Annotated in this window: 10 protein-coding genes; all 10 read right to left on the bottom strand. The window is 57.1% G+C overall.

What is annotated here, in order from left to right; all coding sequences use genetic code 11:
• Window positions 1–163: 163 nt before the first annotated feature.
• The gene (gene recD, locus ACQY5R_RS06890) at window positions 164–2,020 is read right to left on the bottom strand and encodes an exodeoxyribonuclease V subunit alpha (protein ID WP_428606182.1); all 1,857 of its coding nucleotides are present in this window, start codon (window positions 2,018–2,020) and stop codon (window positions 164–166) included.
• Entirely contained in the window at window positions 2,017–5,610 is a 3,594-nt protein-coding gene (gene recB, locus ACQY5R_RS06885) for an exodeoxyribonuclease V subunit beta (RefSeq protein WP_428606180.1), read from the bottom strand. The genes recD and recB overlap by 4 nt, the downstream gene beginning before the upstream one ends.
• 1 nt (window position 5,611) lies before the next feature.
• Window positions 5,612–8,824, bottom strand: coding sequence for an exodeoxyribonuclease V subunit gamma (recC, locus tag ACQY5R_RS06880; RefSeq protein ID WP_428606179.1), 3,213 nt, complete (start codon window positions 8,822–8,824; stop codon window positions 5,612–5,614).
• Between the two features lie 161 nt (window positions 8,825–8,985).
• A complete protein-coding gene (pyrF, locus tag ACQY5R_RS06875) occupies window positions 8,986–9,705 on the bottom strand; it encodes an orotidine-5'-phosphate decarboxylase (protein ID WP_428606177.1) in 720 nt (239 codons plus the stop codon).
• Between the two features lie 54 nt (window positions 9,706–9,759).
• Window positions 9,760–10,923: a lipopolysaccharide assembly protein LapB gene (gene lapB / locus ACQY5R_RS06870; RefSeq protein WP_428606175.1), complete on the bottom strand. Its 1,164-nt coding sequence runs from the start codon at window positions 10,921–10,923 to the stop codon at window positions 9,760–9,762.
• An 80-nt stretch (window positions 10,924–11,003) separates the two neighbouring features.
• A complete protein-coding gene (locus ACQY5R_RS06865) occupies window positions 11,004–11,291 on the bottom strand; it encodes a LapA family protein (RefSeq protein ID WP_428606173.1) in 288 nt (95 codons plus the stop codon).
• 352 nt (window positions 11,292–11,643) lie between these two features.
• Complete coding sequence (locus ACQY5R_RS06860) at window positions 11,644–12,798, bottom strand: flagellar hook-length control protein FliK (protein ID WP_428606172.1); 1,155 nt, start codon at window positions 12,796–12,798, stop codon at window positions 11,644–11,646.
• 86 nt (window positions 12,799–12,884) lie between these two features.
• A complete protein-coding gene (locus tag ACQY5R_RS06855; RefSeq protein WP_428606171.1) occupies window positions 12,885–13,127 on the bottom strand; it encodes a hypothetical protein in 243 nt (80 codons plus the stop codon).
• A 448-nt stretch (window positions 13,128–13,575) separates the two neighbouring features.
• The gene (gene dapB / locus ACQY5R_RS06850) at window positions 13,576–14,379 is read right to left on the bottom strand and encodes a 4-hydroxy-tetrahydrodipicolinate reductase (protein ID WP_428606169.1); all 804 of its coding nucleotides are present in this window, start codon (window positions 14,377–14,379) and stop codon (window positions 13,576–13,578) included.
• Between the two features lie 49 nt (window positions 14,380–14,428).
• Window positions 14,429–15,565: a molecular chaperone DnaJ gene (gene dnaJ / locus ACQY5R_RS06845; protein ID WP_428606166.1), complete on the bottom strand. Its 1,137-nt coding sequence runs from the start codon at window positions 15,563–15,565 to the stop codon at window positions 14,429–14,431.
• Between the last annotated feature and the right edge of the window lie 23 nt (window positions 15,566–15,588).

The following is a 15,588-nucleotide window of genomic DNA, read 5'->3' as shown; positions in this document are numbered from 1 at the left end:
CCTTGCCTGAAAGTTATAACTTTCTTAAATAGACGCATGAGTATCTTCCGAATTAAAGTGAAAGGCAAGTAATCAGGAGCTGATAGTTGATTTTTAGACAGTTTTTGCTTTTTTTGCGGTGATTGGACTCACAAATTCACCTATGTGCTCAGTTTCTTTCCAGTTATTGGTGATTAACATCACATTCACCGTCTCCACTCCGGCCCCGCCCCCACAGTTTTTCCTGCAATCCGGATGCCCGGGTAGTGCGTTTGGCAATCGCCGGAGCAAGCAATCCCTGCGGGTCTGACAGGAGAAATTCACGCCGACTGCGGGTAAGCCCGGTGTAGATCAGTTCACGGGAAAGCAGCGGGCTCTCGTGCTCAGGCAGAACCAGCAGCACCCGGTCAAATTCCGATCCCTGACTCTTGTGCACCGTCATGGCAAAGGCTGTCTCATGCGGCGGCAGACGGGAGGGGTTTACCCGCCGTATTCCGTCGGCAGTCTGAAAGCAGACCTGTAGTTCACCCGATTCATCTGGTACAAAAATACCCACATCTCCGTTGTAGAGACGCAGATTATGGTCGTTGCGGGTAATCATTACCGGTCGTCCCGGATACCCGAGCGTGCTGCCATCAGGAATCCACCCTTCATTGACCAGCTGTCGGCGAATCTGCTGATTCAGCATCACTACCCCGGTGGGCCCTGAACGTAGGACGCAGAGAACCCGGAAGGCATCAAAATCGGCAAACACCGTCTCAACCGCCACCCCCTCGGCTATCCGCTTCAGATAGAGACGATACGCCGCGACGGCAACCGCGACCGGATCCTCTGATTTTCCCAATAAGCGAATATCGGTCAAATCCTCCCGTCGCAACAGCTGCCCCGCTGCTTCACTCTCCCCGCTATTCACCAACTCCGCGAGCCGACCGATACCACTGTGAGCGCCAAAGCGGTAGCTATGACGCAATTGCACAACGGTATCCGCCAGCGGATTGACTGCCCCCTCCTCCAGAGGCAAAGAGAGTGCGGTCAGTTGTTCCAGCGTCTGTCGAAATACCGGGGTGAAGCCGAGAGTATCGCCACAGATATCACCCAGTACCGCACCCGCCTCCACGGACGCCAATTGATTGCGGTCACCCAATAAAATCAGCCGTGCACCTGCAGGCAAGGCATCCACCACCTTGGCCATTAATGCCACATCCACCATGGAGGCTTCGTCGATAACCAGAAGATCGACCGGCAAGGGATTGGCGGCATCATGTCTGAACTGCACGCTACCCTGGCGGTTGCCCATCAATCGATGCAGCGTCATGGCCTGTGTCGGAATGGTCGTGAGCAACTCAGGATCCACAGGCAGGTCTGTCCGCGCCCGCTGGATAGCATCTTGTAGTCGAGCGGCGGCCTTACCGGTCGGTGCCGCCAGGGCAATCACCAGCGGATGATCATCCGCCTGCTCCTGCAACAGCGCCAATATCCGCACCACCGTGCTGGTTTTGCCGGTGCCCGGCCCACCGGAAATCACACTACACTGTTTCTGAACCGCCACCGCCGCCGCGACCTTTTGCCAATCGATCGTCACTTCGGGCTGTGGCGGAAACAGCAAATCCAACCCCTGTCGCAGTCGATCCTGATCAATTGATACCGTACCACGACTGCGTACCAGTAGTTGATCGGCCAACCGCTCTTCATAGGCCCAATAGCGCTGCAGGTAGAGCCGTCCCGCCTGATCCAGGATCAACGGTCGGTAGTCACCGGGGCCACCGACCACGGAACTCTCTCGCAGCAGGCGCATCCAGGCCTCTAAATCGGGGAGCTGAATGTGACCCTCCGAAGCGCCGATGCGGCGTCCGCACCATTCGGAAAGCGGTAGGCAAACATCGCCCGCGTTGGAGCGATGACAGGTCTGTGCGGCAGCGAACAGCAATTCAGGGCGCTGATCATCGGCCAAGCGGCCCATCAATGCCGCGAACTGAAGATCCAGATCAGTCAGTAGCGCTAGTGCTTTCAGTCCCTTCAGGAGCTCCATCGACTGGCTCATCGCGATGTCTCCAATCCAGCGAAGTAGCTGTCCAGCACCTCAATCAGCTGCTGGCTCGGACGATCCCGGAAAACGCCGTACTCCGCACCGGATTCCGGAGACATACCGCGAAGAAACAGATAGTAGACCGAGCCAAAGTGAGATTCATAGTCGTAATCGGCCAACCGCTGCGACAGGTAGCGGTGCAACGCGACGCTATAGAGCAGGTACTGCAGGAAATAGCCATCACGTGCCATGGCAGAAGCGAGCGGACCTTGTGCGTAATCGGAAGCCCGGTCACCCAACCAGTTGGATTTGTAATCGAGCAGATGATAGCGACCCTGGTCAACAAATATCAGATCGATAAAGCCCTTTAGATAGCCCTTGATATCCGAAAAATCGAGCCGTTTGATAGCTTGCTCCAGAGTCTCCGACAAGGCGAAGCCCTGTTCGATCAACAGAGAGGCCAAATGCGGCGCATGCAGCTGGGAGACCGGATAGTTAAACTCCATCTCCACTAGGCAGTGCTCCTTGGCAAGCGTTCTCAGGCGACGTCCGGAACCCGGCTCAAGTGGTGTATCCAGCACGTCGTTGACCCAGTCACACACCACATCCTGCCATACCGGATCAATGCCGTAGCCGACCAGTTGCTGCTGCACCAACCGGCGAAGCGCTTCGGGGCTATGCTGGCTGAAATCGAGACGTTCAAAGATGGCATGCAGACAGCTACCGGGATTGGCGCCGCGTGGAAAGCTGAAGCGGGAGCGATCGGTTGCCGGCTCCACCGGTATTTCAATCGGCTGAGGGATTTCATCATGGTCGGGTCGATCGAAATGGTCATTACCGGCGGTCAGGGCCGAGAAGCTGGTCACGGCAGCCCCGCGACCCAGCTGCCAGGTGAATATCGCCGCCTGCAGCCTATCCACCTCTGGTCGATCCCGATCGAACAACGCGGACTCGCGCGGTTGCATCGCCACCTCTTCCGCTGCCGTTTCACAGGGGGTAATACTGACCTCGCCGGACAACGCGGCGGACCACTGCTGCAGACGCGTGAGAATTTGCGCTTCATCCAACGAACGAAAATGGGCCGACAGCGCCTCGCTGGGGTGGTCGGATAGCGGTGGAGGTGGCGGATGCAACAGCCAGGCAAGGGGAGATTCCCCGGCGCCGTTGACATTGCCCCAGGTGATATAGCAGCGCTGTTGGGCCCGAGTCAGGGCCACGTAAAGCAGACGCATGCTCTCGGCCAGCATTTCGGTCTGGGATAACCGCCGGGCATGCGACCACTCGGTCGATCCGAGGTCCAGAACCGCCCTCTCCCGCTGAGCGGGGTCGTGAAACCGGCACGCCTCGCCGGCGCGGATAGCCCGCATCCCGCCATCCCAGACAAAGGGGTAAAAGACCACCGGATACTGCAATCCCTTGCTCTTGTGGATGGTAACGATCTGCACCAGATTGTCGTCGCTCTCCAGCCTCAGCTGACGCGTCTCATCCTCCGGCAGATCGCCCAGGCGTAACTGATCCAACCAGCCAATCAGGGACTCCAAACCGGCCCCGGTGTCACGCTCCTGTTGATGAATCAGCTCGCTCAGATGCAGGATATTGGTCATACGCCGTTCACCGTCAGGTAACGCCAACAACCGCTCTGTCACCCCATGCTCGCGCATCAGATGGCGGAACATGCGCATAAAGCCGTGGGACAACCAGAGTTGGCGGTAACCCTGGAACTGCTCCAGATAGCCGGCCAAGCGGGCCTCATCCTTGCCTAAACCGGCAATTTCGTCGCCGGAGACACCCAGCAGATCACTACCGAGGGCGGCGTAGACCAGCCCCTCCCGCTGCGGCTCCATCACCGCCCGCATCAACCACGCCAGTTCCGTCGCTTCACGGGTCTTGAACACATCCTGCTGGGCACGCTGGACGCTGTGAATACCCAGCCTGGACAAGGCATGGCGGATCAGCTCCCCTTGTCGATGGGTTCTTACCAGCACGGCGATATCCCCTCCAACCAGCGGACGCGAGTCGAGACGCACGCCCCCCGCCTGCCCCTGGCCGATCAGGCGGGCGATCTCCCGAACGGTCCAGTCAACCGCCAGTTGTGAAGCCTGCTCCTTACTCGGCTTGCCGGGGATAAAACCAATCCTGAAACAGGCCCCCTTTTCACCCGCCTCAGTAAGTTGCATCGGTAGGCGCTCGGCCGGGCGCGAGGGTTGAAAAGGTATCTGGGGAAACAGGAATCCCCCCTGGGGCTGATCGAACAAGTGATTGATCGTTTCGATCAAGGGTGGCACCGAACGCCAGTTCACATCCAGGGTATAACGTTTTGCGGCATCGGCGCTGGCCCGCAGATAGGCAAAGATATCGGCGCCGCGAAAACTGTAGATGGCCTGTTTCGGGTCGCCGACCAGAAACAGGATTCCGGGATGCTGTACAAACAGCCGGTGAAAAATCCCGTACTGGACCGGATCGGTATCCTGAAATTCGTCGATCAGAGCCGCACTATAGGTGTGGCGCACCTTCTCCACCAGCGCATCCCCGCGCTCCCCTTCCAGCGCCGACTGCAGGTTGAGCAGCAGATCGTCATAGGATTGAACACGCGTACGCTGCTTGCGAATCCGCAGCTGTTGATTGACGCTAGCGATCAATTCTCCAATCAGTGCGATACGGGCCTGTTCGTAACGCAGATCCAGCTGAGCCAGCGTCTCCAGCAGGGATTGGCAAACATCGAAGAAGCGGTGATCAGGAACGATACCCGACTTTTTCAGCGAATCCGCCAGTACCGAGCGGGAGAATTTTTCCAGTTCATTGAATCGCGGGCCGGGGACGGGCTGTAGGAAGAGATCCATGGCCAGCGCCCACTTTTCGATCGAGGCGGGACGATACTTGCTGCGATTGAGATCCGGACAATCCTTGAGCAGCGCAACAATCTCGGTTCGCTGTGATGACCAGAGTTGGCGTGCCGCCGTAAAGGCGCCGAGGAATTCGTTCTCCCGCTCCGCCAGATCGGCAGGTATAGCCTGTCCCCGCACCTCCAGATAGGGCTTATTGATCTGTCCGCGCAGACCCTGCGCCAGACTGTCCGGGTGGATGCCTTGATCGATCAGATAGCCGAGCAGACCGGGAGAGATATCCTGTATCCGCGCGCGCCAGAAATCATCCACCACCTCTTGCAGCAGGGGCCGCTCATCCAGCATCAGTTCTGTCTGAAATGGCATGCCGCTCTCAAAGGCATTTTCCGACAACAGCCGTTGACAAAAACCATGAATGGTAAAAATGGCGGCACGATCAAAACTGAGGATGGCGAGGGTCAAACGCTGCAAACGCAACGCAGCGGCTACCGGATCACACATCAGGGCGTCACGGAATTCATCTTGCCGGTCGCCCTCCACCGCACGCTTGAGGTCGACCAGGCGGGTACGGATACGCTGCCGCAATTCGGCCGTTGCCGCCTTGGTATAGGTGACGACCAGAATCTGCTCGACCGTCAGGCCCTGCTCCAGTATCAGGCGGATATAGAGGCCGGTGATGGTATAGGTCTTGCCCGTTCCGGCGCTGGCTTCGATCAGATTCATACCGCTTAGCGGTGTCTGAAACAGTGCGAGGCGCTGCATATCAGCTCACCTCCAGGACTGAGAGCAGTGGTGCAAAGACCCGCTCACTCAGGGATTCAAACTGTTCATCCAACACATCGGGATCGGGAAAAGCGAGCCGGTAGTAAGGGTTGTCATATTCGGCAAACCCCTGGTAGCCACCCAGCCACCGCTCACGGGCCCGTTTCAGGCAGTCGTCACGCGGTTTGCCCTCCCGCTGTGCGGTCGCATAACGGCGTGCGCTACGGACAAACAGCGGCAGTGGCTGCTGTAGCCCCTGCCAATAAAGCTCCATCAGCTCCGCCAATCGACTGCCGGCATCCTCCACCGGTTGCAGTGTCACCCATCCCTCGCCACTCAACCAACGGGTGACCGGCTCCACTCCTCCCCTGTCTGCCACATTTAACAGCAGATGCCTGATCCACAAGGACAACAGCTGGGTATCGGGTATTTTTTCCAGCGAGTAACCAATGAGGCCGACCGATGTGACGGATTCCAGGCGACCCATCAGACGCAGATTGCCGTGGGTAAAATCGATCGTCAGGGTTTGCGTCTCATCCGCTGGGTAGAGCGGTTGCAGCCGTTCTGCAAAACGTTGTGCCATCACTGCCAATTGTTCAAACCGGAGCGAACCGGCGGTACCGTGCGGCAGTTCACCACGAGCGCGTTCCACGGCCAGGCGTTGTGACGTGTCGCCGCCATTCATCGCGGCCGCGACCAAACGCTGGAACAGTCTGCTCCGTTGGAAATAGTCCAGCTCAAACGGGTCGCGACTCTCTATCGGCGCCTGATCGTAGGGGATGCCGATCCCCAATCGGGCCGACAACAGGTAGCGAACCGGGTTGTGGTAAAAACGGATCAGTTGTGACAACTCTATCTGCCGCCAGTGATCCTCGGGTTCCGTCAGCGGCTGCTGAATAAACCGCCCGGGGACGGAGTCCGGTCCCAACAGCGCCCTGGCCCCCCGGCAGTAGTGCTCTGCGTAGCTGATCAGCCCGGAATGTGCAGAGAAATAGCGCGGATTGAAGGCCTGCAGCGGATGCGGCACACAGAGTAGCGTGGAGGCAGGATGCCCCTCTTCCGTTTGGTAGTGATCATCCAGGTAGTCGATCACTTCACTCAGTAAAACCGAAGGGGGTTGGGGAGTGTTATCCCGGATATCCTGGGCAACATAGCTGAAATAGAGCTGATCACGGGCGGAGAGCAGTGTCTCCAGAAACAGGTAGCGGTCGTCCGCACGTCGCGACCGGTCTCCCAGCCGTCGATGAGTAGCGAGTAGATTGAAACCGACCGGACGTTTTTCCCGGGGGAAGCTACCGTCATTCATACCGATCATGGCGATCACTCTGAATGGCAGCGCCCGCATCGGCGTCAGGGCACAGAAGCTGACCCCTCCTCCGAGAAACCGGCCACCGGAGGGGGCGGCAAACTGATCCTGCAGCAGCGTGATCATCAACTCGCGCGAAATACTCCCGGCAAAACCGGCACTGGAAGCGGTCTCGGCGACACGGGCAATGCCGCTACGCAGTACCTGGACCAGCCGGGACTCCTCATCATCCGGAGCAAAAAAACGGTCGATCAATCGATTCAGCCGTGTCTCCCACACTGTCAACGAAGCGGCGGTCAAGAGAGTCGTTTCCAGATCAAACAGCGCTGTGACGAAACCGTACAGACCCGCCAGAATCTGCCCATCGCTCCCCTCAATATCGATGGCAGGAAGCAAATCCTGGAACAGTTGATCATCCCGGCCCGGTAGCGCGTAACCCAGCAGTAGGCGATCCAGTCCCTGTTGCCAGCTATTCTGCCCGGTCAGCGGCAACCCCAGTTCTCCACGCGACGCGGCATCACGTCCCCAGCGAATCGCCACCGTCTCCACCCAGTGACGGATACGCGGCAGATCGCCCGCGGTCAACCCGAAGCGGCGCTGCAGCAGCGGCTGTTCCAGTAGGGAGAGTATGTCGTTCACCGGGTAGCGTCCGCCCGGTTGGTTGAGCAGCTGCAGGAACAGCGAAACGATGGGGGTCTCGGCGATCCGGCTTCGATCGGACAGGGTGAAGGGTATATGAGTACGGCCGACCGACTCACCAAATACCGCCTCGATGTAGGGGGCATAGCTATCCATATCCGGCGTCATCACCAGGATATCGCTTGGCTGCAAGGTCGGGTCGGCGGCGAGGCGGGCTAGCAATTGATCATGCAACACCTCCACCTCCCGCATCGGACTGTGGCAGAGGTGGATCTGCAGCGAACGGTCTGCCGGATCAAAACTACGCCTGCCCGGTGCGTTCTCTTGATCGCAGGCATGCAGTATACCCCGCTGTATCTGCTGCAGCAGTTGCTCCCCATCCGGGTCGGCAAACAGCTCTGTTGCACCGGCATCGTAAGTTAACAGTGAGGAGAGAAAGTCACTCCCCTGCGCGCCCATGGAGGCCAGTAACGGATGACCCACATCCAGATACAGCGCCTGCTCAGCCGACTCGAGGGCACGCCTTTCCCGCTCGGCTTCGGAGACCAAATCCATCCAGTAGCCCTCTGTCGGATTTAACAGTAACAGGTGAATGTCGACCCAGCGGGCAGCTAAATGGAGGATTTGCAGATAACCGGGAGAGAGACTGTTCAGGGCAAACAGGCACACGCGCTCCGGCAATCGCTTCGGGTCAACCCGGGTAGCGTCAACGGATTGAGCCAAACGCTGCTGTAATGTCACCCAGTGGTCGGCAGACTGATCGGCCACCAGTTCACGCCACAGCGCCGCTTGCCAATAGTCTCCGGGGACCGCACTGCGCCCCTGCTGCCAGTTACCGATCCAGTCGGGACGGTAGACCAGATATTGATCAAAGCAGTTGGCCAGTTCCCCGGCAAGCTGAAAACGATTCAGCTCATCGTCACCATCAAGGTAGCGCTGTAACGGTTCGAACCCGCGGGTCGGCAGCGCTTTCCCCAGCCGTTCGAATAACCACCAATGCAGCAATTCCGGCTTAAAGCGATCGCTCTCCGGTACATCATCCAGCAGCCCACGCAGCAATTGCCAAATGAATCCGGCAGGCAGTGGAAAGCTCACATTGGCACAGATGGAGAGCCGCTCCGCCAACCGCAGCGCCAACCAGCGTCCCATTCCGGGATGCTGTACCACAATGGTCTCCGCCGCCAGTGGATCGGTAAGTGGATACGACAGGATACCGGCCAACTGATCGACCAACCGCTCCAATCTGTTGCTATGGTAAAGATGCAGCATGCGGGCGTCTTTTTACTATCCTTGGGACCCCTCAGGCTAACCGCTGATTATCAGGGGAGAAGCCGCACGGGGCCGGAAGTCTTCGGCTATCTGAGCGAATATTCACCAGCATGTTACCCCCGAACAGGCTCAATCCGGGAGCCTATCACCGTGGTGGCGTGTTAGGCGCCATTAAAACCGGCAATCTCCTGCTGGATACGATTGAGGCTCGCCTGGGGGTCGTCGGATGCGGTAATCGGCCTGCCAATCACCAACATATCGGCGCCATTTTGCAACGCGTCCAACGGGGTCATGACCCGTTTCTGATCATCCTGGGCGGCGCTGGCCGGACGCACGCCCGGCGTAACCAGGAGAAAATCCCGGTTGACCAGCGGTCGAACCTCCACGGCCTCGAGGGGTGAGCAAACGACCCCATCCAGTCCGCAGTCGGCAGTCAGGCGGGCTAGACGGATTACATTGTCGGCCGGCGCCCCGGCAAAACCAACCTCCGCAATATCTTTCTCACCCAGGCTGGTCAACACGGTTACGGCAATCAACAGCGGGCGATGAGATAAGGGTTCGAGACGTTCCCGTGCCGCTATCATCATCTTTCGTCCACCGGATGCATGTACATTCACCATCCAGACCCCCAGGTCCGCTGCCGCTTCGCAGGCCGCCGCCACCGTATTCGGGATGTCATGAAACTTCAGATCAAGAAACACATCAAAGCCTTTTCCCACCAGCTTCTCAACAAACGCTGGCCCAAGACGGGTAAACATCTCTTTACCCACCTTGAGCCGGCAGGAAGAGGGATCCAGGCCGGATACCAGGTCCAGTGCCGGCGCCGCGGCCGGGTAGTCAAGCGCGACGATAATGCGGGGATTCTTGGATACAGCGGTCATCTATTCTGCCTTATTGATTCTTGGTTCTGTTGGGGATTCAGGATAAGACAGAGCTTATACCTCATCCAATTCGTCACGTGGTTTGATACTGCTCCAGGCTTTACAGCTGGGACACTGCCAGTGCAAGGTCTTGGCTGTAAAACCACAGCTGATACACTGGTAGGCGGCGCGATTTTCGAGGATCTTATTGAGGATATGCTGCAATATCAGCAGACTCTCAAAGCCCTCGCTCATACCCTTTTTTAGTGAAAGAGTCACCATGCGATCCAGACCTTCCAGGTTGGGATGAGCATGGAGATAACCGGTTAAAAACTGGATCGCTGCCTCTTCGCCCTCATCTTCCTGAATAAAGTCGGTGAGTGCCAGGACACTGCTCACGGAGTGGTGTTTTTCATAGAGCTGGCGCAGATACCTGACCAATTCCGCCCGGTTTCCCATCTCCCGATAGCAATCGATAATCGCCGGCAAAACTTCTGAAATATAGGCCGGATCCTGTTTCTCCACCTGGCGCAGTATGCGGATGGCATTTTTTGCCGATCCGTCACTGGCTTCGATCTCACCCTGCAAGATTGTCGCCCTGACACAGCCCTCATCCGACAGTTGCGCTTTCTTGAGCAGTTGGGAAGCCTTGATCAGGTCTTTGCGGAATCGTGCCTCTTCAGCCAGCTCACAATAGTAGTGTGCGCACTCTTTGCGGCGTGACTTCCCGGTACGCTGCCCCAATCGCTTGGCAACCTGCAAACACTTGTCCCAATCCTTCTCCTGCTGATAGATGGTGAGCAGATTTTCCAGAGCCTGGGCCTGGAACATATTCATTTCGCCCAATTCGTTAAACAGGCTCTCGGCCCGGTCAAACAGACCGGCCTTCATATAGTCTTGACCCAGTTCCAACAGCGCCTGCGCACGTTGCTCCCGATTCAGCATCGGCCTGGCGATCAGGTTCTGGTGGATGCGGATGGCCCGATCGACCTCCCCGCGCCGCCTGAACAGATTACCGAGCGCCAGATGGGTTTCCACCGTATCGCTATCCACCTCAAGCATCTTGATAAAGACATCGATAGCTTTATCCGGTTGCTCATTTAGCAGATAGTTGAGACCGCTGAAATAACCTGGAGAGCGCTCGCTCACCGTCACCTCCTGGCGGGAGGTGTTTCGCTTGGCGGCCCACCATCCGGAGGCGGCCGCAACAGGCAGAAGTAACCAGAACAGTTCCATCATAGTGGCTTCAGCCGGTCACCTGTAATGAAGAAGGTATGCATGATAAATCGAACGGCAAGACTCCTTTCCGTGTCATCCTGTTAATTATCCTTAATGGGTATTGAACGCAGATTGTTCACCTCTTGGCGGGCCAGCCTTGCCTTGTGCCTAAGGCTCATGTTCTCCCGGCGCAACCGTAAAGAACCACTCAGTGTAGCCAGCACGCCCAGAATCGCTCCAACACCGACCGCGCCTACCAATATCACTGACAGAGGCAACTCCTGCACACCGAAATAGTAGTTGAGGCGTACAGTGTCGGCATTCATCACTGCAAAGGCAGCACCAATCATCATGATCAGTAGAATGAAAATCAGCTTTATGTATCGCACGGTCTCTTCTCTCCCTTCATCGGTAGGGTTTTGTTAGGGGGGTATAATAACCAAGAATCAGCGGGATACGTACCTGGAAATTGCCCACCCGGTGAATAATCGCGATACAGGTAATATCTCGGTAGCCATCCCTTTTTCCCATTACGTCGTCCACCGCACCAACAGGGTATCGACGGCAACAACCGAAACCAGGGCTAAGATATTGAAAAGTCAGGTCTGAACGGCATGTGCCGGAAGGAGGCATCCCAGCCCGAATGGAGCCATTTGCCAGGCAAATGGCAGCGTGAAAACGTCATATCAAGTCAATCGACCACAGCCGCGGGTATGGCACCCGACGGCTGTGCACGCGTGGCTAGGCATAATCATCAACCAACCCGGTTGATACCACGACACGGACTGACTCCATCTCCGAGAGCGTACTATCCGCCTCACCCCCATGCCAGCCACTGCCCGCAGACGACCCACCGCTGTCAGTTTGGCCAAACATATCTGCCGCACTTTTTTGTCCCCCGGTGTCCCGCTGCCCCACGTCGACATTGATCAATTGCATGTTGTTATCGGCAAACATTTCACGCAACCGGGGAATCGCCGACTCCAGTGCATCCTTGGCCGCCGCATTGTGTGCGACGAAACTGACACTGGTCTGATCATGCTGGAGAGAGACTTGAATATCGATAGGTCCCAGATGGCGGGGTGTAACCTGTAGGGAAGCCTGCTGCATCTGATTACCCACCATCCACATAATCCTGTTGCTAAGGACATTATCCCAACCCTTGTCACCAACCGGGATAGGGATGGAGAGCGGTGCCGCCCCTTCGGCACGCTGAGCTGACAACTGTTCAGCCCCCGCAAGCATCGTAGAAAACGGCGTGACCGTGACAGTTCCATTTCCCGGCGAAACATTTGCCGGCAACTCTCCGGCGGTCAATGCGGATTTATACAGACCCGCTTCGGCCGGCAGCTCGCCCTTTGCCAATAGCGAAACGGCTGGGTTATCCGTCGCCGGAATAAACGATCGTCCGGCAGTATCCGCCGAAGCGCCTCCCCCTTTCCCCTGATTTCCGGTCGCGTCCGTCGCAGCCCCTGCTGCCTGCCGCAGCAACATATTTTTCAAATCCGCGATAGTCAAAGCCACCCCGGCATTGGATTGTGACCCCAGGGTCGTACCAATTTCTTTTCCCTCTCCACCGGCTTCGATCTGCTGCAGCATCCACTTTAGCACTGAAGGATTCCCCAAGACCTCGGCAGCATCGGCAATATCTGCCGAAAGTGGCAAATCCTTGCCGCCGCTCAAGAGAGATTCCAGTTGCTTGAATTGGTCCGAAGGCAAGATATCTTTAAGCTGTGAAATAGCCTCCGGGTTCAACAGCTCGCTGGAAATTAATTCTTTAAAATCAATACCATCGGGACTCGCCTCACTGGTACCGGGCGAACCGGGACGACCTGTTGCCACCGTCGATGGCAGCACAGAGGAAATCAAATTGGCACCCGCTGACGCACTATTCATGCACCTCTCCCGGTCTTATGGCATGGACTGCTAAGAATAGAGCAGTAACTGTGCCAAACCGGGATTTGGCTTAGGGCACACGAGGACTACTCGAGGAAATCACGTGTCTCCGCCCGCCGCCACGCACCGGAGAGAACCCGCCACTCGCCCTCTTCGACGACCAACTCCAGCTCCAGTCGAATAAGGTCGGCGCGTAATGAGAGCAACTGTGAAGCGGCATCGACCGGCTCCCCCGCCACCGCGACAAACAGCGTCACCCGGGCACGCTCCTCTCCCGTCAACTCGATTGGACTCACCTGCATCAACAGATGGATGGATTGATGTGCCACAAAATATCCGGCCAGAAGACGCATGACTGCCTGTTTATCTTGACCGGCAGCATTGCTATAGATACTTGATAATAATGGCGAAACAGCAGAAATCGAGCGGGATTCAACGGCCGTCTCAGCGCGGTTCAGTAACTCCCGAATCTGTGCCTCTGGTGACATCTGGCGATCGCTACAGCCAGACAACAGCACAAGCCAGAGAGTCCCGAATAGGAGAAAACCTTTTAAGGGAGCCTTTATCATCCTTAATTAGTTGGGCAACGCCCCTCCATCGTACCGGGACCTAGATTTCGGTCGGACATAACCCCCGCCGAAACCATGTCGAGTCGCTATCTTGCCCCAATCCGGAAAACCGGTCGATGCCGGCTCCAGATCCTGGCGCCAGCCCAAATAAAGCTTTGACACCGTGGTGATTTCGCTGGTTCGAGCTCTTTGAATCGCCGCGAGTGGCTTAGCGCAGACCCAATACATCCTGCATATCAAAAAGGCCTTTATCACGCTGTATCAGCCAACCGGCACCACGCACAGCACCGTTGGCAAACGTCATGCGACTGGATGCTTTGTGGGTAATCTCAACCCGTTCACCCATGGCGGCAAACAGTACCGTATGATCACCTACCACGTCGCCGGCGCGAATGGTCTCAAAACCGATGGTCTTGCGGTCTCGCTCGCCGGTAATGCCTTCACGGCCGTACACCGCGCACGCTTTAAGATCACGGCCCAAGGCATCCGCCACCACCTCCCCCATCCGCAAGGCGGTACCGGAAGGCGCATCCACCTTGTGGCGATGATGGGCCTCGATCACCTCGATATCCACGTCATCACCCATCACCCGGGCAGCGAGATCGAGCAATTTAAAACAGAGATTGACGCCTACGCTCATATTGGGCGCCAGAATGAGGGCGATTTCCTCCGAGGCTGCCTGTAGCTCAGTTTTCTGGATTTCGGAAAATCCCGTGGTACCGATCACCATACGTTTTCCATGGCGACGACAGACCGCCAGGTGGCTGAGGGTCACTTGTGGGGCGGTAAAATCGATCACCACGTCAAAATCGTCCACCACCGCCTGCAAAGAATCCTGGATAGCGATACCGAGACGGCCTATACCCGCCAACTCGCCCGCATCGACGCCCACCAGCGAGCTACCGGGACGTTCGGTGGCGGCACCCAGCGTATAGCCTTCTGTTTCGGACACGGCCTGTATCAACGTCTTGCCCATACGTCCGGCGGCGCCCACCACTGCTATTCTGATCATCGCTGCTATTCCTGTTTGTGCTTTTTAATTGGAATTCCGCAAAGGAAGCTTAGAACCCCATACCCTCGAAAAACTTCTTCACACCGTCCATCCAGCCGGTGGAGTGGGGACTGTGTTTACTTCCCGCCCCCTTCATGCTTTCCTCGAGTTGACGAAGCAGCTCTTTCTGATGATCGGTGAGATTGACCGGCGTCTCGACCATCACCTTGCAGAGCAAGTCACCCACCGGACCGCCGCGAACCGGTTTAACCCCTTTGCCACGCATGCGAAACATCTTGCCCGATTGGGTACCGGCTGGAATCTTCAGTACCACTTTGCCGTCCAAAGTCGGCACTTCCAGTTCGCCACCCAGGGCGGCACTGACAAAACTGATGGGCACCTCACAGAACAGATGGTTCTCTTCACGGGTAAAGATCTCATGTGGCTTGACCGAGATCTGTACATACAGATCTCCGGCGGGGCCACCGCTCTCTCCCGCTTCACCTTCACCGGAGAGCCGGATACGGTCGCCACTGTCAACACCAGGCGGTACTTTAACCGAAAGGGTTTTATGCTCCTGGATGCGACCGGCACCATGACAGGCCGGACAAGGTGATTCGATAACCGACCCTTTGCCCCGACAGGTCGGACAAGTCTGCTGCACGGAGAAAAAGCCCTGCTGCATACGTACCTGGCCATGTCCGGCACAGGTGGTGCAGGTCTTGGGCTTGGTTCCTTTTTTGGCACCACTGCCGTTACAGGGGTTGCACTTCACCATAGTGGGAACACGGATCTTGACCGTTGTGCCGGCTACCGCGTCCTCCAGCGAGAGCTGCAGGTTATAGCGGAGATCGGCACCTCGATGCACACGCGAGCCGCCGCCACCGCGGCCGCCGAAGATATCCCCAAATACATCGCCAAAGATGTCACTGAAGTTACCGCCGGCACCGTGCCCATATCCCCCGCCCATGGAGTTATCCACGCCGGCATGCCCAAACTGGTCATAGGCGGCACGCTTTTGGGCGTCGGACAACACCTCATACGCCTCTTTCGCCTCTTTGAACCTTTTTTCGGAATCCGCTGACTGATCACCCGCATTACGATCCGGGTGATGCTTCATGGCGAGTCGCCGATAAGCCTTTTTGATATCGGCTTCACTGGCGTTCTTGCTGACACCTAAAACTTCGTAAAAGTCACGCTTCGACATATTCGATCTACTTTTGTAAACCG

This window comes from Sedimenticola sp. (genome assembly GCF_050289425.1).
Lineage (GTDB): Bacteria > Pseudomonadota > Gammaproteobacteria > Chromatiales > Chromatiaceae > Sedimenticola.
The sequence above is the reverse complement of the archived record's forward strand: the minus strand, read 5'-3'. Positions and strand labels throughout refer to the sequence as shown.